This window comes from Sphingomonas oligophenolica (genome assembly GCF_039522915.1).
GTDB classification, from domain to species: domain Bacteria; phylum Pseudomonadota; class Alphaproteobacteria; order Sphingomonadales; family Sphingomonadaceae; genus Sphingomonas; species Sphingomonas oligophenolica.
Map to the genome: position 1 here is coordinate 51,198 of NZ_BAAAEH010000021.1, position 19,439 is coordinate 70,636.

Consider the following 19,439-nt stretch of genomic DNA (forward strand, 5'->3'; position numbering starts at 1 on the left):
GACCTGAGGGGCCGCGCGCTCCATCAACCACCTATATGGGCGCGATCCCACAACATCGCCAGCCCCTGAATGGTCAGATCGGGCTCGATATGATCGAAAACATCAGTCTGTTTCTCGAAAAGCGACGCAAGGCCGCCGGTAGCGATCACCTTTACCGGCCGGCCGACTTCGGCTTTCATGCGGGCCACCAGCCCTTCGATCATTGCGATATAGCCCCAATAAATGCCGATATGCATCTGGCTGACCGTGTCGCGGCCGATCACGCTTGTGTCCTCCGGCGCCTCGATCGCGATACGCGGCAGCTTGGCGGCGGCGGTGACGAGCGCATCGAGCGACAGGTTGATGCCCGGCGCGATGATGCCGCCCTTATAGGCGCCCTTGAAATCCGACAGGTCGAAGGTGGTCGCGGTGCCGAAATCGATCGTGATCAGATCGCCTTCGTAAAGCGCATGTGCGGCAATCATGTTGACCGCACGGTCGGCGCCCAGCGCATGGGGCTCCTCGACGTCGAGCTGCATGCCCCATTCGACCGGTGGCTGGCCGGCGATCAGCGGCTCGCCGCCGAAATATTTGCGGGCGAGCGTCTGGAGGTTGTGGAGCGCGCGCGGCACGACGGTGGCGATGATGACCCCCGTCACCTGCTTGCGGTCATAGCCTTCGAGATTGAGCAGCTGGCTGAGCCAGACGGCATATTCGTCGGCGGTGCGGCGCGGATCGGTCGCGATGCGCCAGCGCGCCTTGATCGCGCTGCCCGCCGAAGCCGAGCCGGGCTCGACCAGCGCGAAGACCACATTGGTGTTGCCGGCATCGATGGCGAGCAGCATGGCGAGCTTCTACTTTCGTTGGTCAGATCAGGAAAACATCGGCGGCGTGAATGACACGGCTGGTGCCGTCCGCCAAGCGCAGGATGAGGGCGCCCTCGCTGTCGAGCCCGGCGAACAGGCCATCGATCGCGCTGCCGTCGGGCAGCCGCGCCGTCAGCGCAGTTCCGACGGGGTGCGCACGATCGAGCCAGCGGGCGCGGATCGGGGCAAGGCCCTCGTTGCGCCATATCGCGAGCCAGCGTTCGAAGGCAGTCGCGAGGGTGTCGAGAAAATCCTCGGGCATGGGCGTGACGCCGTGCGCGGCGAGGCTGGTGGCGGGGCGATCGAGGCTTTCGGGATGATGGGCGAGGTTGACGCCGATGCCGATCACCACCGCATCGTCGGCGCGTTCGAGCAGGATGCCGGAGAGTTTGGCGCCGTCGAGAAGGAGATCGTTGGGCCATTTGATCACTGTTCCCCCGGGAAGGGAGAACGAAGGAAGATAGGCCCGCACCACTTCCTCCAACGCAATCGCCGCGACCAGGGCCAGCGTTGCCGCCTGCGGGTCGATCGCCCTCAACCGCACCAGGGTACTCGCGTAGAGATTACCCTCAGCAGAAGTCCACACCCGCCCCTGCCTGCCACGCCCGCTGGTCTGGCGCTCAGCGCGCAGCCACAGCCCTTCCTGTGCGCCGCCGCGCGCGAGCATCAGCATGTCGGCATTGGTCGACCCCGTCTCGGCGACGGTGCGGATGATATGCGTCAGAACAGCGCCTTGGCGGCGATCATCGTCCATGCGCCGAGCGGGAGGAGCCAGCCGAGCGGCGACACGAAGATCGCCGCCGCCGCGGTCAATCCGCCCTCGACCAGGCTGCGCTCGCTGTCGAACGCGGGCGCCGGCTCGTCGATATACATCACCTTGATCACCCGGAGATAATAATAGGTGCTGATCACCGAAGCGACGAAGCCCGCGACGGCGAGCAGATAAAGGCCGCTGCCCATCGCCGCGTTGAAGACGGCCAGTTTGGCGTTGAAGCCGAGCAGCGGGGGAATGCCTGCCAGCGAGAACATGAAGAAGGCCATCGCCGCCGCGAGCAGCGGGCGGGTGCGTGACAGACCGGCGAGGCTGGCGATGCTCTCGACCGGCTCGCCGTCGACACCGCGCATCTGGAGCACGACGAGGAAGCTGCCCAGCGTCATGACGATATAGACCGTCATGTAATAGAGCACCGACGCGACGCCGACCTGAGTCCCCGCGGCAAGGCCGATCAGCGCGAAGCCGACATTGTTGATCGAGCTGTATGCGAGCAGTCGCTTGATGTTGCTCTGGTTGATCGCCGCGACGCCACCGAAGATGATCGAGGCGAGCGATGCGAAGATCACGATCTGGCGCCACTGGTCAGTCGCCGGGCCCATCGCCTCGATCGCGACCCGGATCGCCATCACCATCGCCGCGACCTTGGGCGCCGAGGCGAAGAAGGCGGTGACCGGAGTCGGCGCGCCTTCATACACGTCGGGCGTCCACATGTGGAACGGCACGGCGCTGATCTTGAAGGCGAGGCCGGCGAAGACGAAGACCAGGCCGAAGGTCAGGCCGAGCGAATGGCCGGCGCCGTAAGCGGTCGCGATCGACGAGAAGAGCGTGGTGCCGCTGAAGCCATAGACCAGGCTGATGCCGTAAAGCAGGATGCCGCTCGCCAGCGCGCCGAGCACGAAATATTTGAGGCCCGCCTCGGCGGAGCGCGTGTCGCGGCGCATGAAGCTCGCCAGCACATAGGCGGCAAGGCTCTGCAGTTCCAGGCCGACATAGAGAGTCAGCATGTCGCCGGCCGAGACCATCATCCCCATGCCGACCGCGGAGAGCAGGATCAGCACCGGATATTCAGGGCGGAGATCGTCGCCCGCGCCGCGCTGGAAGAAGCGCGGGGCGATGATGATCGAGACCGCGGCGGCGCCGTAGATCAGGACCTTGGCGAAGGCCGCGAAGGCGTCGGCATGGTAGAGGCCGTAGAACGCGTCTCCGCCCGACGACGCGGCGCCGAACAGCGAGATCGTCGCACCGGCGAGCACGGCCACCGCCGTCCAGGAGACAGCCTTGGTCGAGGCCTGGCCGCCCCAGGCGGCGACCAGCATCAGAATCAGCGCGCCGAGGGCCAGCACGTCCTCAGGCAGGGTCATGAGCAGAGACGCGGTCATTTCGCTGCCTCCCCATGAGTGGCGGGGATCATGTGCTTGCCCGGCGTCGGCAGCGAATCGCCGGCGGGCGCGGCGCGGGCGATCCGCGCCACCAGCGTGCCGACATCGCCGCGCATCGGCGCTATGAAGCTCTCCGGATAGACGCCCATCCACAGCACCACCGCCGCGATCGGCGCGAGCAGCGCGATTTCACGGAGCGAGAGATCGGGCATCGCGCGGGCATCATCCTTGGTGAGATCGCCGAACACGACACGGCGGTAGAGATAGAGCATGTACGCCGCACCAAGAATGATGCCGGTCGTGCAGAGCAGGGTGATGGTGGTCGAGACCTGATAGGTGCCGGCGAGGCTCAGGAACTCGCCGACGAAGCCGCTGGTGCCCGGCAGGCCGATCGAGGCCATGGTGAAGAGCATGAACAGCAAGGCATAGCGCGGCATATTGATCGCGAGGCCGCCATAGCGGGCGATCTCGCGGGTATGCAGCCGGTCATAGATGACGCCGACGCACAGGAAGAGCGCGGCCGAGACGAGCCCGTGACTGAGCATCACGATCATCGCGCCTTCGATACCCTGCCGGTTGAAGGCGAACAGGCCGATCGTGACGATCGCCATGTGCGCGACCGAACTATAGGCGATCAGCTTCTTCATGTCGCTTTGCACCAGCGCAACCAGCGAGGTGTAGATCACCGCGACCGCCGACAGGCCGAAGATCAGCCAGCCGAACTGCGCCGAGGCCTCGGGAAACATCGGCAACGAGAAGCGCAGGAAACCGTAGCCGCCGAGCTTCAACAGCACGCCCGCCAGAATGACCGAGCCCGCGGTCGGCGCCTGGACGTGCGCATCCGGAAGCCAGGTATGGAAAGGCCACATCGGCATCTTCACCGCGAAGGAGGCGAAGAAAGCGAGCCATAGCCAGGTCTGGGCATGGACCGGGAAATCGGTGTTGAGCAGCGTCGGGATGTCGGTGGTGCCGGCGAACTGCGCCATCCACAACATCGCTATCAGCATCAGCACCGAGCCGAGCAAGGTGTAGAGGAAGAATTTGTAGCTCGCGTAGATCCGGTTCACACCACCCCAGATGCCGATGATCAGATACATCGGGATGAGGCCGGCCTCGAAAAAGATGTAAAACAGGAACAGGTCCTGCGCCGCGAAGGTGCCGATCATCAGCAGCTCGGTGACGAGGAACGCAGCCATATATTCCTGGACGCGGTTCTGGATCGAAACCCAGCTCGCGCCGATGCAGATCGGCATCAGGAAGACGCTGAGCATGATCAGCATCAGCCCGAAGCCGTCGATGCCGAGCGCCCAGCCGAACGGCCCGAACAGGTGATCGTGATGCTCGACGAACTGCCATTGCGGCCCGCCGATATCGAACTGCGCCCACAGGACGATGCCGAGGACGAGATCGACCAGCGTGGCGAGCAGCGCGATCCACCGCGCACCGTTCGCGCTGACGAAGTAACAGGCAATCGCCGCAATCGCCGGGATCGCGAGCATGACCGAAAGGATTGGGAAGCCGGTCATTTGGCGCTCACGTAAATCGCCCAGGTCACCACGCCGGTCAGGCCGAGCAGCATCACAAAGGCATAGGTATAAACATAGCCGGTCTGGATCCGGCCCGCGACGCGCGAGCCGAGCGCGACGACCCAGGCCGAGCCGTTCGGCCCGAACCGGTCGATCGTCTTCTCGTCACCGCGATGCCAGAACAGCCGGCCGATCGCAAAGGCGGGGCGGACAAAGAGCAGGTCGTACAGCTCGTCGAAATACCATTTGTTGAGCAGGAAGCGGTAGACAACGCTGAATTGCCCGGCGAGCGCGGCGGGGAAGCCAGGCGCGCGGATATACATCATCCAGGCGGTCCATAGCCCGACCAGCATCGCGATGGTGGCGCTGAGCTTCACCGCCAGCGGGATGGTCTCCATCGCTTCCATGAGATGCTCGCGGAAGGCGATGCTGCCCTTCCAATAGGTTTCTCCAGCGGTCGGATCGATGAAATAGCCGTGGAAGACGAAGCCGGCCGCGATCGCGCCGAGCGACAGCAGCGCCAGCGGCACGAGGATGGTCAGCGGGCTTTCGTGCGGATGATAGCCGCCAGTGCCCCCACTTTGATCTTCAGGGCCATGGGCATGCGCGTGGGCGTCATGGCCGTCCGCGTGCGCGTGGTCGTCATGATGCGCGTCATGGCCGTGCGCGTCGTGCAGCGCATGCTGGATATGCTCGGACTGCGCCCAGCGCGGCTTGCCCCAGAAGGTGAGGAACATCAGCCGCCAGGAATAGAAGCTGGTCAGCAGCGCAACGATCATGCCGACGATCGACGCGCCCGACTGGCCCGACGCCCAGGCGGCCTCGATGATCGCGTCCTTGGAATGGAAGCCGGCAAAGCCGATCGCCATGGTGTTGCCGAATACCGCGGGAATGCCAACGCCGGTGATGGCGAGCGTGCCGGCCATCATCCCCCAGAAGGTCCAGGGGATGTGTTTCCGTAAGGCCCCATAATAGCGCATGTCCTGCTCATGGTGCATCGCATGGATCACCGAGCCGGCGCCGAGGAACAGCAGCGCCTTGAAGAAGGCGTGCGTGAACAGGTGGAACATCGCCGCGCCATAAGCGCCGCAGCCCGCCGCGAAGAACATGTAGCCGAGCTGCGAACAGGTCGAATAAGCGATCACGCGTTTGATGTCGGTCTGGACCAGGCCGACGGTCGCGGCGAAGAAGCAGGTCGCGGCACCGACCGTCATCACAACGGTGAGCGCGAACGGGCTCGTCTCGAACATCGGCGAGAGGCGGCAGACCATGAACACGCCGGCCGTCACCATCGTCGCGGCGTGGATCAGCGCCGAGACCGGGGTCGGGCCTTCCATCGCGTCGGGCAACCAGGTGTGGAGCCCGAGCTGCGCCGACTTGCCCATCGCGCCGACGAACAGCAACAGGCAGAGGATGGTCATCGTATCGAGGCGGTAGCCGAGGAAGCCGATCGTCGAGCCCTTCATCGCCGGCGCCATGTGCAGGATGTCGGAGATCGAGACCGTCTGGAAGACCAGATAGGTGCCGAAGATGCCGAGCATGAAGCCGAGATCGCCGACCCGGTTGACGACGAACGCCTTGATCGCGGCGGCATTGGCGCTCGGCTTCTTGAACCAGAAACCGATCAGCAGATAGGAAGCGAGGCCCACGCCTTCCCAGCCGAAGAACATCTGGACGAGGTTGTTCGCCGTCACCAGCATCAGCATCGCGAAGGTGAAGAGCGAGAGATAGGCGAAGAAGCGCGGCTGGTCGGGATCGTCCGACATATAGCCCCAGCTGTAGAGATGGACGAGCGCCGAGACCGAGGTGATGACGACCAGCATCACCGCCGTCAGCGCGTCGACGCGGAGCGCCCAGGCGACCTGGAGGTCGCCCGAATGGATCCAGTCGAACACCGGCGCAATCGTCGGCTCGCCGCCGCCGAGATAGTGGATGAAGATCGGCCAGCTGAGCGCGCACGAGGCGAACAGGGCGCCGGTGGTCAGCACCTTGGCCACGGTGTTGCCGAGCAGGCGGTTGCCGAGCCCTGCGATCACGGCCGCGAGGAGCGGCAGGAAGACGATGAAGAAAATATAGCTCACGCGGCGACCTCGGCGAAACCGCTTCGCGCCTTCGCGCCTTCGCGTGATTCATTGAATGCGTTCACGCGAAGACGCGAAGACGCGAAGAGGGAAGGAAGAGGAAACAACGGATTTACCCCTTCATCCGGTTGACGTCGTCGACCGAAATCGTGCCGCGTCCGCGGAAATAGATGACCAGGATGGCAAGGCCGATCGCCGCCTCGCCGGCCGCGACCGTCAGCACGAACATCGCGAACACCTGGCCGACCAGATCGTGGAGATAGGCCGAGAAGGCGACGAAATTGATGTTCACGCTGAGCAGGATCAGCTCGATCGCCATCAGCATGACGATGAGGTTCTTGCGGTTGGCGACGACGCCGAGCACGCCCAATGCGAACAGGATCGCCGCAACGATGATATAATGGGTGAGGCCGATCACAGCTCGACTCCCTTGCCGACGCCGGGCTGGGTGTTGCGCACCGCCTCCTTCGGCCGGCGCGACACCTGGCGGTTGATATTCTGCGGCCGCGTGCCGCCGCGCTCGCGGTGAGTCAGCACGATCGCCCCGATCATCGCGACCAGCAGGACGAGGCCGGCGCCTTCGAAGATGAACAGATAGCGCGTATAGAGCAGGTTACCGATCGCCTGGATGTTCGGCACATGCTTCTCGATCGGCGACAGGCGGCGGCCAATCTCGATCGCGCCCGCGCTATAGGCCCCGATGCCGATGATGATCTCGGCCGCGAGCCCGACCGCCAGCACCAGCCCGATCGGCAGATATTTGGCGAAGCCGCTGCGCAGCTCGGCGAAATCGATGTTGAGCATCATCACGACGAACAGGAACAGCACCGCGACCGCACCGACGTAAACGATCACCAGCAGCATCGCGATGAACTCGGCGCCGAGCAGCACCATCAGCCCCGCCGCATTGAAGAAGGCGAGGATCAGCCACAGCACGGCATGGACCGGGTTGCGCGCGGTGATCGTCAGCGCGCCGCTGACGATCACCATGGCGGCGAAGAGATAAAAGGCGAGTGCTTGGATCACGAAATCTGGGTGCCCCTCGGATTCGGCTGGCGCTTAACGGTACGGTGCGTCGGCGGCAAGGTTCGCGGCGATCGCGCGCTCCCAGCGATCGCCATTATCGAGCAGTTTCGCCTTGTTGTAGATCAGCTCCTCGCGGGTTTCGGTCGCGAATTCGAAGTTCGGGCCCTCGACCACCGCATCGACCGGGCACGCCTCGGCGCAGAGCCCGCAATAGATGCACTTGGTCATGTCGATATCGTAGCGCGTGGTGCGGCGGCTGCCGTCCTCGCGCGGCTCTGCCTCGATCGTGATCGCCTGGGCCGGGCACACCGCCTCGCACAGCTTGCACGCAATGCAGCGCTCTTCGCCATTGGGATAGCGGCGCAGCGCATGCTCGCCGCGGAAGCGCGGGGAGATCGGGTTCTTCTCGTACGGATAGTTGATCGTCGCCTTCGCCCTGAAGAAATAGCGAAGCGTCAGCGCATGCGCCTTGATGAATTCCCACAGGGTGTAGGATTTGATGATCTGGGTAAGGCTCATGATGCAGCTTTCTCGCTCGGCACGACGAATTTTGCACAGATTCCTGAAAGCTCTTGAATCATGGTGCTTCCGGGAGGCGTGAAACGGAAAAATTCGAAGGCTGCGGATGACTGCACTCGATCCGGAGTTTCATAAAACCAAATATCTTTGAAAGAATGGTCGTCCTTAGACCCATCCACCTGGAAGAACGATCTAATCCATTTCGCTTTGGAGTTGGGCGGCAGCGGTGCCCGGAGCACTTTAAATTGTGGCGAGGCGCCTAACCATAGCAATTTGTCTTTTGGCGTAACGGTAGCCCCAGACCCCGAATCACGAAAAGAAAAGGAGAAGCGTGAAAGCCATCCCTGAGGAGAAACTACCTGACAATCTTCGGACGCACTTAAATTGACCGATCCGAGCCTTTGTAGATCGATCAAATTTTTCTTGCTCATTGATAAAATATTGGACGGATACGCGCTCGGCTGTCCGGATTGGCCTGTCAGGCAATTTCCAAAAAAAATCGGCACCATGTTACCATCGGAGTAGGTGCGAAACGCTCGAATTTCTAACGCGCCCGGCGCGACCCTAATTTCAGACGCTCGTATGGAAAATCCGTTTGGTGAAGTCCCACTGAATACTCTTTCTGGGGCTCCATCTTTTGCATCTACGTTGAGATTGACTTCAGCGACCTCAAATGGCCACGGCTGGCCAACGATTGGACGCGCCATATAAGTCTCGGCATCACCACGCCCGTGTTTTTCTAGCGCAATAAGTGTGACAGTCGACGACGGACCAGCCAATAGGCACTGAGTCGATCCGGCCGCCAAGGCGAGGAGAGACACAGCCCCAATCACGACGGAACTCCAACGCGGGTGAGCATCAGGAACCCGGACACGAGGAACACCCAGAACAGCGACAGCGGCAGGAAGATCTTCCAGCCCAGCCGCATCAGCTGGTCGTAGCGGTAGCGCGGGACGGTCGCCTTCACCCAGCTGAAGACGAAGAAGAAGAACAGCATCTTGGCGAACAGCCAGATGATGCCCGGCACCAGATAGAGTGGCGCCCAGTCGAGCGGCGGCAGCCAGCCGCCCCAGAAGAGCGTCGCGTTGAGCGCGCACATCAGGATGACGTTGGCATATTCACCGAGCCAGAACAGCGCGAAGCTCATCGACGAATATTCGGTCTGATAGCCGGCGACGAGTTCGCTCTCCGCCTCGGTCAGGTCGAACGGCGCGCGCTGGGTCTCCGCGAGCGACGAGATGAAGAACACGATCGCCATCGGGAACAGCAGCGGGTTGAAGATGAAGCCGTTAGCGAAGCCGTACAGCCCCTTCTGCGCCAGCACGATGGTCGAGAGGTTGAAGCTGCCCGCCCACAGCACGACCGAGATCAGCACGAAGCCGATCGCAACCTCGTAACTCACCATCTGCGCCGCGGCGCGGATCGCCGAGAAGAAGGGGTATTTCGAGTTGGACGACCAGCCCGCCAGGATGATGCCGTACACGCCGAGCGACGAGGCGGCGAGCACGTAGAGCAGCCCGACATTGATGTCAGCGAGCACCACGCCGGCCTGGAACGGCACCACCGCCCACACGATCAGCGCGACGGTGAAGGTGATGATCGGCGCCAGCAGGAACAGGCCCTTGTTGGCGCTCGACGGAATGATGGTTTCCTGCAGGAACACCTTCAGGCCGTCGGCAAAGCTCTGCAGCAAGCCGAACGGACCGACGACATTGGGGCCGCGGCGCAGCGCCATCGCCGCCCAGATCTTGCGATCGGCATAGATGATCATGGCGACAGCCAGCATCAGCGGCAGCGCGATGACGAGAATGCCGATGATCGTGGCGAGGAACCAGGCCCAGCCATAGTCCATGCCGTGAGAGGTGAAGAAGGCGGTCATGCTTCCCTCTCCCAGCGGGAGAGGGAGGGAGCCGCGAAGCGGCGGAAGGGTGAGGGTGACAGGAGGGTGAGGCGCGAGGCTTCACCCTCACCCTTCCCACGCCTACGGCGCGGGCCCCTTCCCTCTCCCGCTGGGAGAGGGAGCGCGATGGAGCGCAGCTTATGATTAGACTTCATCACTCCGCTGCCTCCGCGAATTCCTCGCCGTGGAGAATCTCGGCCGAGCAGCGCTGCATCGTCGGGCTGGCCCGGCAGATGGCGTTGGTCAGGTAGAAATCCTTGATCGGATAGGTGACTTCGCCCTCACCCTTCGCGTCGAGCGCGGGCGGGCTCCAGGCGAACGTCTTCAGGCCGAGCGTCGCCAGATCGGGCGTATCGACAGCCATCGCCGCGCGCAGTTCCTCGATCGTGTCGAACGGCAGCGTCTTGCCCATCACCGCGGAGAGCGCCCGCAGGATCGTCCAGTCGTCGCGCGCATCGCCGGGCGGGAACACGGCGCGCTCGCCCCGCTGGACCCGGCCCTCGAGATTGACCCATGTGCCCGACTTCTCGGCATAGCTGGCGCCCGGCAGCACGACATCAGCCGCCGCCGCGCCCTTGTCGCCGTGATGGCCGATATAGACCTTGAAGCTCTTGGCGAATTTGGAGAAATCCACCTCGTCGGCGCCGAGGAAGAAAACCAGCTTGGGCTTGGCCGCGACGATATCGGCAATGCCGCCCTTCTGCGCGAGGCCAAGCATCAGCCCGCCCATTCGCGCCGCGGCCATATGGACGACGTTGAAGCCGTTCCAGCCGTCCCGCACCAGGTTGAGCGACTTCGCAAGCGCCAGCGCGGCGCCGTGCCCGCCCTTGAGCGCAGCCCCGCCGACGATCACCATCGGGCGCTCGGCCTTTCCGAACGCGTCCGCGACGGCCTCGGGCAGCTTGCCGAGCAGGCCGAGATCATTGCCGAGCCATTCGACCTTGTAGGTGAGATCGGTCTCCGGTCCGATCGCGAAGACCTTAGCGCCCTTCTTGATCGCCTTGCGGATCCGCGTGTTCACCAACGGCGCTTCCCAGCGCAGATTGGTGCCGACCAGCAGGATCGCGTCGGCCGTCTCGGCGCCTGCAATCGTGGTGTTGAAATTGACCGCGGCGAGGCTCGACGTGTCGTAATCCATGCCGGTCTGCCGGCCTTCGAGCAGGGTCGAGCCCATCGAGGCGAGCAGCGCCTTGGCCGCGTACATCGTCTCGCAATCGAGCAGGTCGCCATGGATCGCGGCGACGCTCTTGCCGGGCTTCACCGCCGCGATCGCCGCAAAGGCTTCGTCCCAGCCAGCTTCGACCAGACGGCCGTCCTTGCGGACATAGGGCCGGTCAAGCCGCCGCCGCACCAGCCCGTCGACCGCATGGCGGGTCTTGTCGGTCGCCCACTCCTCGTTGACGTCCTCGTTGATCACGGGGAGGCAGCGCAGCACCTGGCGGCCGCGTGAATCGAGGCGGATATTGGTGCCGACCGCGTCCATCACGTCGATCGTCAGCGTCTTCTTCAGCTCCCAGGGCCGCGCCTCGAAAGCGTAAGGCTTTGAGGTCAGCGCGCCGACCGGGCAGAGATCGACGACATTGCCCGACAGCTCGCTCGTCACCGCGCTTTCGAGATAGGAGGTGATCTGCATATCCTCGCCGCGCCCGATCGCGCCGATCTCCTCGACGCCGGCGACTTCCTCGGCGAAACGAATGCAGCGGGTGCACTGGATGCACCGCGTCATCACCGTCTTGACGATCGGCCCCATATATTTCTCGGTGACCGCGCGCTTGTTCTCGTCATAGCGCGAATGCCCGCGGCCATAGGCCAGGCTCTGGTCCTGCAGGTCGCACTCGCCGCCCTGATCGCAGATCGGGCAATCGAGCGGGTGGTTGATCAGCAGGAATTCCATCACGCCTTCGCGCGCATTCTTCACCATCGGGCTGTTGGTGAAGACCTCCTGATTGTCAGCCGCCGGCAGCGCGCAGCTCGCCTGGGGTTTGGGTGGCCCAGGCTTCACCTCGACGAGGCACATCCGGCAATTGCCGGCGATTGACAGCCGCTCATGATAACAGAAGCGCGGGATCTCCTTGCCGGCGATCTCGCACGCCTGCAGCACGGTGGCGCCCTGCGGCACCTCGATCTCGATTCCGTCGACTTTGAGTTTGGGCATTATTCCGCCGCTTCCATCATCGGGGCGAGGTCGCCCCCGCGCTCCTTGATCCGCCGCTCAAGCTCGGGCCGGAAATGGCGGATCAGCCCCTGGATCGGCCAGGCCGCCGCGTCGCCGAGCGCGCAGATGGTGTGGCCCTCGATCTGCTTGGTCACCTGTTGCAGCGTGTCGATCTCGGAGACATCGGCATCTCCGGTGCGCAGCCGCTCCATCACGCGCCACATCCAGCCGGTGCCCTCGCGGCACGGCGTGCACTGGCCGCAGCTCTCATGTTTGTAGAAATAGGAGATACGCGAAATGGCGCGGACGATATCGGTCGACTTGTCCATCACGATCACCGCCGCGGTGCCGAGGCCGGAACCGACCGCCTTCAGCCCGTCGAAATCCATCGCACAGTCCATGATCTGCGCTGCCGGTACCAGCGGCACCGAGGAGCCACCCGGGATCACCGCGAGCAGATTGTCCCACCCGCCGCGAATGCCGCCGCAATGCTTCTCGATCAGCTCGCGGAACGGGATGCTCATCGCTTCCTCGACCACGCAGGGCTTGTTCACATGGCCCGAGATCTGGAACAGCTTGGTGCCGCGATTGCCCTCGGCCCCGAAGGACGCGAACCATTCGGCCCCACGCCGCAGGATCGTCGGCGCGACCGCGATCGACTCCACATTGTTGACCGTGGTCGGCATGCCGTACAGGCCCGCACCCGCCGGGAAAGGCGGCTTCAGCCGCGGCTGGCCCTTCTTGCCCTCGAGGCTTTCGAGCATCGCCGTCTCTTCGCCGCAGATATAGGCGCCCGCGCCGCGATGGACGAAGACGTCGAAATCATAGCCAGATCCGCTGGCATTCTTGCCGATCAGCCCGGCATCATAAGCCTCGGCGACAGCGGCGAAGAGCACCTCCGCCTCGCGAATATATTCGCCGCGGATATAGATGTACGCGGCGCGCGCGCGCATCGCATAGCCGGCGATCAGCGCGCCCTCGATCAGCTTGTGCGGATCGTGCCGCATGATCTCGCGATCCTTGCAGCTGCCCGGCTCGGATTCATCGGCGTTGATGACGAGGAAGCTGGGACGATCCGGCTTGGGCTCCTTGGGCATGAAGCTCCACTTCATGCCGGTCGGGAAACCCGCGCCGCCGCGCCCGCGCAGGCCCGACGCCTTGATCAGATCGATGATCGCGTCCTGGCCCCTGGCCATCAAATCCTTGGTATTGTCCCAATCGCCACGCACACGCGCGGCCTTCAGGTCCCAGGACTGGAACCCGTAGACATTGGTGAAGATACGATCCTTGTCGGCGAGCATCTATCTACCTTTTACCCGACGCGTTCTGGACCACGAAATACACGAACACGCCGAGAGCGATCAGGACCAGCAGCGGCAACAGGCTGAAGGTGATCCGCAGGATCAGGCCCAGTATCACCAGCCCGCCGATAACGGCCAGCACGGCAATAATCGGATTTACGCCCTTCATGCCCATTCTCCCCGGTAATCGTGATTCCCGTCGACCATTTCCTTGAGCGTCGTCGGCCCGCCTGCAGGGCAGCTGTCGCGGCGCCCGGTCTGCGAGCCGGGCGTCGGCGTCTTGCCGGCAGCGAGCGCCTCGAGGATCGCGGTCGTGCGATCGTAGTCGAGGTCCTCATAATTGTCGTCGTTGATCTGGACCATTGGCGCATTCGCGCAGGCACCCAGGCATTCGACCTCGGTAAGGGTGAACAGGCCGTCGGGCGTGGTATGGCCCTTGCTCAACCCGCGATTCTTGCACGCCGCAAGCACATCGTCAGATCCAGCGAGCATGCACGGCGTCGTGCCGCAGACCTGGACATGATAGCGGCCGACCGGCGCCATGTTGAACATGGTGTAGAAGGTCGCGACCTCATAGACGCGCATATAGGGCACGCCGATCGCCCGCGCGACGAACTCGATCACCGGCACCGGCAGCCAGCCTTGCGTGTTGGTGTCCGCGCCGACCTGGCGCTGGGCGAGGTCGAGCAGCGGCAGCGACGCCGATTGCTCGCGGCCCTTGGGATAGCGGCCGAGGATCTCGTTCGCTTTCTTCTGGTTTTCCTTCGTCCAGGCAAAGGAGCCCCAGCGTGCGCGGGTCTCGGCCTCATCGGGGATTTTGGGTGCTTCAGCCATTAGCGGATGAACTCCACGCGATCGACCTTGTCGCCGCTGAAGGAATAGATGGACATGACCTCGAACTGATCCCCGTCGGGCGCGCGTGCCACTTTCTCGTGCAGGACGACCGTCTCGCCGAGCAGATACGAGGACAGGATATCAGCCCGGTTCTGCGGGAATTGCGCGAACATCGCCTTGAGACCCGAGCGCACGCCTTCCCGCCCCTCGCGCAGCACTGCACCGCGATAGGTGGCCTCGCAGGCGTCTTCGGTCATCAGCGCGACATAACCGTCGGCATCCTGCGCATTATAGAGCGCGATCATGCGATGCGCGGTGTCAAGGCGCGGGTCGGTCGATGTCGGGGCATCGGCGAGGGTTTGGAGTGCTTCAGCCATTCAAGTTCGACCTTTGCGCTTCGGCAGCAGCGCGGCTTTCTTCGGTGGACTCGGAAAAGCTCTCGTAGAAAGCCCGACCCAGAAAATAGGCCACAAACACTCCGATCAAACCAAATATGATCTCCGGCCAGCGATCCTGCACAAAATGACTAATGCCGGAATCCGGCGCAACAAGGTTGAGTGTGAGCGCCACGACGCCAACCACTCCACCAAAAAATGCCATCAAAAATAGAACCACAAGCCGGCTACTGCCAACCGTTGGACCAATTTGCCCAACCGCCGCGGTCACGCGGAACAATGGAAGCAGTGGATCTCTCACCGGTCGCACTCCCCGAACACGATGTCCATCGCGCCGAGAATGGCGGTGGTGTCGGCGAGCATGTGGCCCTTGGCCATGAAGTCCATTGCCTGGAGATGGCTGAACGCGGTCGGGCGGATCTTGCAGCGATAGGGCTTGTTGCTGCCGTCAGCGACGAGATAGACGCCGAACTCGCCCTTGGGGCTTTCGGTCGCGACATACACATCGCCCGCCGGCACATGGAAGCCCTCGGTGTAGAGCTTGAAGTGGTGGATCAGCGCCTCCATCGAGCGCTTCATCTCGGCGCGCTTGGGCGGCACGACCTTGCGGTCCAGGCTGGCGATCGGCCCTTCGGGCATCTCGGACAAGCACTGCTTCATGATCCGCATCGACTGGCGGACTTCCTCGACGCGCACCATGAACCGGTCATAGCAATCGCCGCGCGTGCCGACCGGCACCTCGAAATCCATCTTCGCATAGACATCATAGGGTTGCGACTTGCGCAGATCCCAGGGGATGCCCGAGCCGCGGATCATCGGGCCGGAAAAGCCCCATTTGATCGCATCGTCACGGCTGACGGTGGCGATATCGACGTTGCGCTGCTTGAAGATGCGGTTGTCGGCGACGAGGCTGATCGCGTCCTCGAACAGGCGCGGCATGCGCTTGTCGAGCCAGTCGCCGATATCGGTCAGCAGCTTGAGCGGCGTATCCTGATGCACGCCGCCGGGCCGGAAATAGTTCGAGTGCATCCGGGCGCCGGAAACGCGCTCGAAGAAGTTCAGGCAATCCTCGCGGATTTCGAACAGCCACAGGTTCGGCGTCATCGCGCCGACGTCCATCACATGGCTGCCGAGGTTGAGCATGTGGTTCGAGATGCGGGTCAGCTCGGCGAAGAAGACGCGCAGATATTGAGCGCGGATCGGCACTTCGAGGTCGAGCAATTTCTCGACCGCGAGGACGAACGTATGCTCCATGCCGAGCGGCGAGCAATAATCGAGCCGGTCGAAATACGGCAGCGCCTGCATGTACGTCTTGTATTCGATCAGCTTCTCGGTGCCGCGGTGGAGCAGTCCGATATGCGGATCGACCCGCTCGACGATCTCGCCGTCAAGCTCCATCACCAGGCGCAGCACGCCGTGCGCGGCGGGGTGCTGCGGGCCGAAATTGATCGTGTAGTTCTGGATCGTGACGTCGCCGATGGTGGGATCGGCGGCATCCAGATGGCCTTCGATCGCGTCGAGATGATCAGCCACGGGCGCCTCCTCTTCCCTGTTCTTCCCCGGCGAAGGCCGGGGCCCAGTTGGGAAGGTCAAGGTAACGAAGCGCGGCACCAGCCAAGGAAAATCCCCCACCTGGGCCCCGGCCTTCGCCGGGGAAGGAATATGGAAAAGTCATGATCACGACGCCTTCGGCTTGCGCGGCGCGCGAGGCTTCGGCGCAGCAGGCGCATCGCCCGAAGCTGCGGGCTTCGCGGCACGCGGCGCGCGCGGCTTCTTCACCACATCGGGATCGGCCGGCTTCGGCGTCGCGTCAGGCAAGGCCTTGCCGGCACCGGTCTGCGCTGTGCTCTCAGTCGTCTTCGGGGTCGCCGCCGGCGCCTTGGCAGCTGACTGCGCGGCATCCGCCTTCACGATCTCGTCGGCCTTGAGCGGCGTCGGCGCGCCCTTGGCTTCGGGCAGCTTCGCCTTCTCGTCGCCCGGGAGGATATACTCCGCGCCCTCCCATGGGCTCATGAAATCGAAGGTGCGGAAATCCTGGGCGAGCTGGACCGGCTCGTACACGACCCGCTTGGCTTCCTCGGAATAGCGCAGCTCGACATAGCCGGTGAGCGGGAAATCCTTGCGCTGCGGGTGGCCGCGAAAACCATAATCGGTCAGGATGCGGCGGAGGTCGGCATTGCCTTCGAACAGCACGCCGTACATGTCGTACACCTCGCGCTCGAGCCAGCCTGCGACCGGCCAGATGCCGGTCACCGACGGCACCGGCTTTTCCTCATCGGTCTGGACATGGACACGGATGCGGTGGTTGCGGGTCAGCGAGAGCAGGCAATAGACCACTTCGAAGCGATCGGGCCGCTCGGGATAGTCGACCCCCGCGATTTCCATCAGCTGCTGATATTCGAGGCCCGGCGTGTCGCGCAGCGCGATCATTGTCGCGACGAGCGAGGTGCGATCCACCGTCAGCGCGACTTCGCCGACAGCGTCGAGCGACGACAGCAGCGCGCCGCCGAGCGCCCCGGCCGCGCGATCGATCACCCCGTCATTGGCCGTATAGGCCGGCGCCGGCGCCCTCACCGTTCAATCGTTCCGATGCGGCGGATCTTCCGCTGCAGCTGCATGATGCCGTAGAGCAGCGCCTCGGCGGTCGGCGGGCAGCCCGGCACATAGATGTCGACCGGCACGATCCGGTCGCAGCCGCGCACGACGCTGTAGCTGTAATGATAATAGCCCCCGCCATTGGCGCAGCTGCCCATCGAAATCACATATTTCGGCTCGGACATCTGGTCGTAGACGCGGCGCAGCGCCGGGGCCATCTTGTTGCAGAGGGTGCCCGCGACGATCATCACGTCCGACTGGCGCGGGGAAGCGCGCGGCGCCGCGCCGAAGCGCTCGAGATCGTAGCGCGGCATGTTGACGTGGATCATCTCGACCGCGCAGCAGGCGAGGCCGAAGGTCATCCACCACAGCGAGCCGGTGCGCGCCCAGTGGAACAGGTCCTCGGTCGAGGTGACGAGGAAGCCCTTGTCGGTCAGCTCACCGTTGAGGTCATTGAAGAAGCTCTGGTCCGGCGGAATGATCGACGAGCCGGCCGGCTGGGTGAGTTCTACTCCCATTCCAGCGCTCCCTTCTTCCACGCATAGACAAGGCCAAGCGCAAGCTCGGCGATGAAGCCCATCATCGCGAACCACGCAGTCCAGCCGAGCGAGAAGACGCTCACCGCCCAGGGATAGATGAAGGCGGCCTCGAGATCGAAGATGATGAACAGGATCGCGACGAGATAGAAACGCACGTCGAACTGGCTGCGCGAATCCTCGAAGGCGGGGAAGCCGCATTCATATTCAGTGAGCTTTTCTGCGGTCGGCTTGTGCGCGCCGGTGAAGCGCGCGGCGATGATCGGCAGGAAAACGAACGCGCTCGACAGCAGGATCGCGACGCCCAGGAACAGGAGGATCGGCAGATAGTGCGACAGGTCGAACAATGGGCTTCTCGCAAGTGCGAAGGGGATGCGGCGCTTTAGGACGATGGGATGTGGTGGGCAAGGGCGCGAGGAGTGAGAATCACTCGCAATTATTCTCCTTCTCCCGGCGGGAGTTCTGTCGAGCGGCGGGTCGAAATGCCCCCCGGGCATTTCTAAACCATGCCGGGGGCATGGTTTACCCGACACTCGTCAGAACTGGTGGCGCGCAGCGCCGGATGAGGGTGATTGGGACTAAACGTCACCCTCACCCTCCCACCGCTTCGCGGCGGGCCCCTCCCTCTCCCGCTGGGAGAGGGAAAGAGTCAGCGCAGCGCGTTGGCCAGCAGCTTGTGGAGCTTCGACTGAAGCACGTCGTTCGCCGCCAGGAATTCGCTGCGTTCGATCATCTTGTCGCCGCCGCGGAAATCGGTGACGAAGCCGCCCGCCTCGCGGACCAGCAGCATGCCGGCAGCGACGTCCCAGGGCTTGAGGCTCGATTCCCAGAACCCGTCGAAACGGCCCGCCGCGACCCAGGCGAGATCGAGCGCGGCCGAGCCGAGACGGCGGATGCCCGCAACCTCGGGCGCGATCGCGCCGAAGATGCGACTCCATTCGGCGAAATTGCCATGGCCGAGGAAGGGGATGCCGGTCGCGATCAGCGAATCGGCGAGGTCGCGCCGCGCCGAGACACGCAGGCGCTGTTCCTGCATCCAGGCGCCGCGGCCCTTTTCGGCCCAGAAGCTGTCGTCAGTGATCGGCTGGTAGACGAGGCCTGTGGTGATCTCGCGCTTGCCATTGGCCAGCGGCTCCTCGACCGCGATCGAGATCGAGAAATGCGGGATGCCGTGGAGGAAGTTGGTGGTGCCGTCGAGCGGATCGACGATCCAGCGCGGCTTGCTCGGGTCGCCGGCGATCTCGCCGCGCTCCTCCATCAGGAAGCCCCAGTCCGGGCGGGCGCGGGAGAGCTCCTCGAAAATGGTCTGCTCGGCGCGCTGATCGGCCATGGTGACGAAGTCGGCGGGGCCCTTGCGGCTCACCTGGAGCTGCTGGACCTCGTTGAAGTCACGCCGCAGGCGCGGCGCAGCCTTGCGCGCGGCGCGGTCCATGACGGTGATGAGGCCTGAATGGGAAACCAATGCAATTCTCCCCCCTCCCGCTTGCGGGAGGGGTCGGGGGAGGGCCTGTCAATTTAGTGGGAGACGTGAGGCCCGTAACACGCCCTCCCCTAGCCCTTCCCGCAAGCGGG

21 protein-coding genes are annotated in these 19,439 nt (G+C 63.8%); all 21 read right to left on the reverse strand.

Translation table 11 applies throughout. The annotated features are described in order from the left end of the window. Window positions 1-23 precede the first annotated feature (23 nt). Window positions 24-824 carry a type III pantothenate kinase gene (locus ABD050_RS10920; RefSeq protein WP_343889360.1) on the reverse strand — a complete coding sequence of 267 codons (801 nt, stop codon included), beginning with the start codon at window positions 822-824 and terminating at the stop codon, window positions 24-26. Between the two features lie 22 nt (window positions 825-846). Next, window positions 847-1,599: a biotin--[acetyl-CoA-carboxylase] ligase gene (locus ABD050_RS10925; RefSeq protein ID WP_343889361.1), complete on the reverse strand. Its 753-nt coding sequence runs from the start codon at window positions 1,597-1,599 to the stop codon at window positions 847-849. Continuing rightward, window positions 1,566-2,999 carry an NADH-quinone oxidoreductase subunit NuoN gene (nuoN, locus tag ABD050_RS10930; RefSeq protein ID WP_343889362.1) on the reverse strand — a complete coding sequence of 478 codons (1,434 nt, stop codon included), beginning with the start codon at window positions 2,997-2,999 and terminating at the stop codon, window positions 1,566-1,568. The genes ABD050_RS10925 and nuoN overlap by 34 nt, the downstream gene beginning before the upstream one ends. Further along, window positions 2,996-4,525: an NADH-quinone oxidoreductase subunit M gene (locus tag ABD050_RS10935; protein ID WP_343889363.1), complete on the reverse strand. Its 1,530-nt coding sequence runs from the start codon at window positions 4,523-4,525 to the stop codon at window positions 2,996-2,998. The genes nuoN and ABD050_RS10935 overlap by 4 nt, the downstream gene beginning before the upstream one ends. Then, the gene (nuoL, locus tag ABD050_RS10940) at window positions 4,522-6,606 is read right to left on the reverse strand and encodes an NADH-quinone oxidoreductase subunit L (protein ID WP_343889364.1); all 2,085 of its coding nucleotides are present in this window, start codon (window positions 6,604-6,606) and stop codon (window positions 4,522-4,524) included. Before nuoL ends, ABD050_RS10935 begins: the two co-directional genes overlap by 4 nt. A 112-nt stretch (window positions 6,607-6,718) precedes the next feature. After that, window positions 6,719-7,024 carry an NADH-quinone oxidoreductase subunit NuoK gene (gene nuoK / locus ABD050_RS10945; protein ID WP_343889365.1) on the reverse strand — a complete coding sequence of 102 codons (306 nt, stop codon included), beginning with the start codon at window positions 7,022-7,024 and terminating at the stop codon, window positions 6,719-6,721. Further along, window positions 7,021-7,632: an NADH-quinone oxidoreductase subunit J gene (locus ABD050_RS10950; protein ID WP_343889366.1), complete on the reverse strand. Its 612-nt coding sequence runs from the start codon at window positions 7,630-7,632 to the stop codon at window positions 7,021-7,023. Before ABD050_RS10950 ends, nuoK begins: the two co-directional genes overlap by 4 nt. 33 nt (window positions 7,633-7,665) lie before the next feature. After that, on the reverse strand, window positions 7,666-8,151 hold the full coding sequence (gene nuoI / locus ABD050_RS10955; protein ID WP_343889367.1) for an NADH-quinone oxidoreductase subunit NuoI: 486 nt from the start codon (window positions 8,149-8,151) through the stop codon (window positions 7,666-7,668). Beyond that, the gene (locus tag ABD050_RS10960; protein WP_343889368.1) at window positions 8,148-8,858 is read right to left on the reverse strand and encodes a hypothetical protein; all 711 of its coding nucleotides are present in this window, start codon (window positions 8,856-8,858) and stop codon (window positions 8,148-8,150) included. The genes nuoI and ABD050_RS10960 overlap by 4 nt, the downstream gene beginning before the upstream one ends. A gap of 122 nt (window positions 8,859-8,980) precedes the next feature. Further along, on the reverse strand, window positions 8,981-10,030 hold the full coding sequence (gene nuoH / locus ABD050_RS10965) for an NADH-quinone oxidoreductase subunit NuoH (protein ID WP_343889369.1): 1,050 nt from the start codon (window positions 10,028-10,030) through the stop codon (window positions 8,981-8,983). Window positions 10,031-10,205: 175 nt separating this feature from the next. Beyond that, window positions 10,206-12,206, reverse strand: a complete 2,001-nt coding sequence (gene nuoG / locus ABD050_RS10970; RefSeq protein WP_343889370.1) for an NADH-quinone oxidoreductase subunit NuoG — start codon at window positions 12,204-12,206, stop codon at window positions 10,206-10,208. After that, complete coding sequence (gene nuoF / locus ABD050_RS10975) at window positions 12,206-13,507, reverse strand: NADH-quinone oxidoreductase subunit NuoF (RefSeq protein ID WP_343889371.1); 1,302 nt, start codon at window positions 13,505-13,507, stop codon at window positions 12,206-12,208. Before nuoF ends, nuoG begins: the two co-directional genes overlap by 1 nt. Window positions 13,508-13,511: 4 nt before the next feature. Then, complete coding sequence (locus tag ABD050_RS10980; protein ID WP_343889372.1) at window positions 13,512-13,676, reverse strand: hypothetical protein; 165 nt, start codon at window positions 13,674-13,676, stop codon at window positions 13,512-13,514. Next, window positions 13,673-14,341, reverse strand: coding sequence for a complex I 24 kDa subunit family protein (locus ABD050_RS10985; RefSeq protein WP_343889373.1), 669 nt, complete (start codon window positions 14,339-14,341; stop codon window positions 13,673-13,675). The genes ABD050_RS10980 and ABD050_RS10985 overlap by 4 nt, the downstream gene beginning before the upstream one ends. Continuing rightward, complete coding sequence (locus tag ABD050_RS10990; RefSeq protein ID WP_425542437.1) at window positions 14,341-14,718, reverse strand: nuclear transport factor 2 family protein; 378 nt, start codon at window positions 14,716-14,718, stop codon at window positions 14,341-14,343. The genes ABD050_RS10985 and ABD050_RS10990 overlap by 1 nt, the downstream gene beginning before the upstream one ends. Then, window positions 14,711-15,037 (reverse strand): hypothetical protein, encoded by a 327-nt coding sequence (locus tag ABD050_RS10995; RefSeq protein ID WP_343889375.1) that lies wholly within the window; start codon window positions 15,035-15,037, stop codon window positions 14,711-14,713. The genes ABD050_RS10990 and ABD050_RS10995 overlap by 8 nt, the downstream gene beginning before the upstream one ends. Next, entirely contained in the window at window positions 15,034-16,248 is a 1,215-nt protein-coding gene (locus ABD050_RS11000) for an NADH-quinone oxidoreductase subunit D (RefSeq protein ID WP_425542441.1), read from the reverse strand. Before ABD050_RS11000 ends, ABD050_RS10995 begins: the two co-directional genes overlap by 4 nt. 165 nt (window positions 16,249-16,413) lie before the next feature. Further along, the gene (locus ABD050_RS11005) at window positions 16,414-17,310 is read right to left on the reverse strand and encodes an NADH-quinone oxidoreductase subunit C (protein WP_343889377.1); all 897 of its coding nucleotides are present in this window, start codon (window positions 17,308-17,310) and stop codon (window positions 16,414-16,416) included. Next, a complete protein-coding gene (locus tag ABD050_RS11010; protein WP_343889378.1) occupies window positions 17,307-17,849 on the reverse strand; it encodes a NuoB/complex I 20 kDa subunit family protein in 543 nt (180 codons plus the stop codon). Before ABD050_RS11010 ends, ABD050_RS11005 begins: the two co-directional genes overlap by 4 nt. Then, window positions 17,840-18,214 carry an NADH-quinone oxidoreductase subunit A gene (gene ndhC, locus ABD050_RS11015; RefSeq protein ID WP_343889379.1) on the reverse strand — a complete coding sequence of 125 codons (375 nt, stop codon included), beginning with the start codon at window positions 18,212-18,214 and terminating at the stop codon, window positions 17,840-17,842. The genes ABD050_RS11010 and ndhC overlap by 10 nt, the downstream gene beginning before the upstream one ends. Before the next feature lie 302 nt (window positions 18,215-18,516). After that, window positions 18,517-19,329: an inositol monophosphatase family protein gene (locus tag ABD050_RS11020; protein WP_343889380.1), complete on the reverse strand. Its 813-nt coding sequence runs from the start codon at window positions 19,327-19,329 to the stop codon at window positions 18,517-18,519. Window positions 19,330-19,439 lie beyond the last annotated feature (110 nt).

What these genes read in the sequence shown, in the direction of transcription:
- nuoH (WP_343889369.1), bottom strand. Translation starts at nt 10,030, where the DNA reads ATGACCGCCTTCTTCACCTCTCACGGCATGGACTATGGCTGGGCCTGG.
- ABD050_RS11010 (WP_343889378.1), bottom strand. Translation starts at nt 17,849, where the DNA reads ATGGGAGTAGAACTCACCCAGCCGGCCGGCTCGTCGATCATTCCGCCG.
- ABD050_RS10925 (WP_343889361.1), bottom strand. Translation starts at nt 1,599, where the DNA reads ATGGACGATGATCGCCGCCAAGGCGCTGTTCTGACGCATATCATCCGC.
- nuoI (WP_343889367.1), bottom strand. Translation starts at nt 8,151, where the DNA reads ATGAGCCTTACCCAGATCATCAAATCCTACACCCTGTGGGAATTCATC.
- ABD050_RS10985 (WP_343889373.1), bottom strand. Translation starts at nt 14,341, where the DNA reads ATGGCTGAAGCACCCAAAATCCCCGATGAGGCCGAGACCCGCGCACGC.
- ABD050_RS10935 (WP_343889363.1), bottom strand. Translation starts at nt 4,525, where the DNA reads ATGACCGGCTTCCCAATCCTTTCGGTCATGCTCGCGATCCCGGCGATT.
- ABD050_RS10980 (WP_343889372.1), bottom strand. Translation starts at nt 13,676, where the DNA reads ATGAAGGGCGTAAATCCGATTATTGCCGTGCTGGCCGTTATCGGCGGG.
- ABD050_RS10990 (WP_425542437.1), bottom strand. Translation starts at nt 14,718, where the DNA reads ATGGCTGAAGCACTCCAAACCCTCGCCGATGCCCCGACATCGACCGAC.
- ABD050_RS10920 (WP_343889360.1), bottom strand. Translation starts at nt 824, where the DNA reads ATGCTGCTCGCCATCGATGCCGGCAACACCAATGTGGTCTTCGCGCTG.
- nuoN (WP_343889362.1), bottom strand. Translation starts at nt 2,999, where the DNA reads ATGACCGCGTCTCTGCTCATGACCCTGCCTGAGGACGTGCTGGCCCTC.
- nuoG (WP_343889370.1), bottom strand. Translation starts at nt 12,206, where the DNA reads ATGCCCAAACTCAAAGTCGACGGAATCGAGATCGAGGTGCCGCAGGGC.
- nuoF (WP_343889371.1), bottom strand. Translation starts at nt 13,507, where the DNA reads ATGCTCGCCGACAAGGATCGTATCTTCACCAATGTCTACGGGTTCCAG.
- ABD050_RS10960 (WP_343889368.1), bottom strand. Translation starts at nt 8,858, where the DNA reads ATGGCGCGTCCAATCGTTGGCCAGCCGTGGCCATTTGAGGTCGCTGAA.